A 277-nucleotide genomic window follows, 5' to 3' on the forward strand; every position below is an offset into this window, starting at 1 on the left:
GAACCTTATGAGATTGAAGAGGGAATGCCTTCAGAATTTGCCAAGAAGATGGGCATTCCTGAGACAACTAAGTTTGTCTGGGGCGCAGGAGATGGTCCACTTTCTAATCTTGGTGTTAATGCCATTAAACCAGGAGTAGCTGCAATTACTATTGGGACTTCAGGAGCGATTCGTGTGGTAACAGACAAGCCACGTGTCGATGCTAAAGCACGGACATTTACCTATGCTTTAGATAAGGAACATTGGGTAGTCGGAGGTCCAGTTAACTCTGGTGGTG

At 45.8% G+C, this 277-nt stretch carries 1 protein-coding gene; it reads left to right on the forward strand.

Features of this window, described 5'->3' with window-relative positions; all coding sequences use genetic code 11:
• The coding region (locus tag ETC07_RS16175) for an acetate and sugar kinases/Hsc70/actin family protein (RefSeq protein ID WP_205742571.1) at positions 1 to 277 on the forward strand (277 nt) is incomplete at both ends.

The organism is Halomonas borealis (genome assembly GCF_004798905.1).
In the GTDB taxonomy this organism is placed as follows: Bacteria; Pseudomonadota; Gammaproteobacteria; order Pseudomonadales; family Halomonadaceae; genus Halomonas; species Halomonas borealis.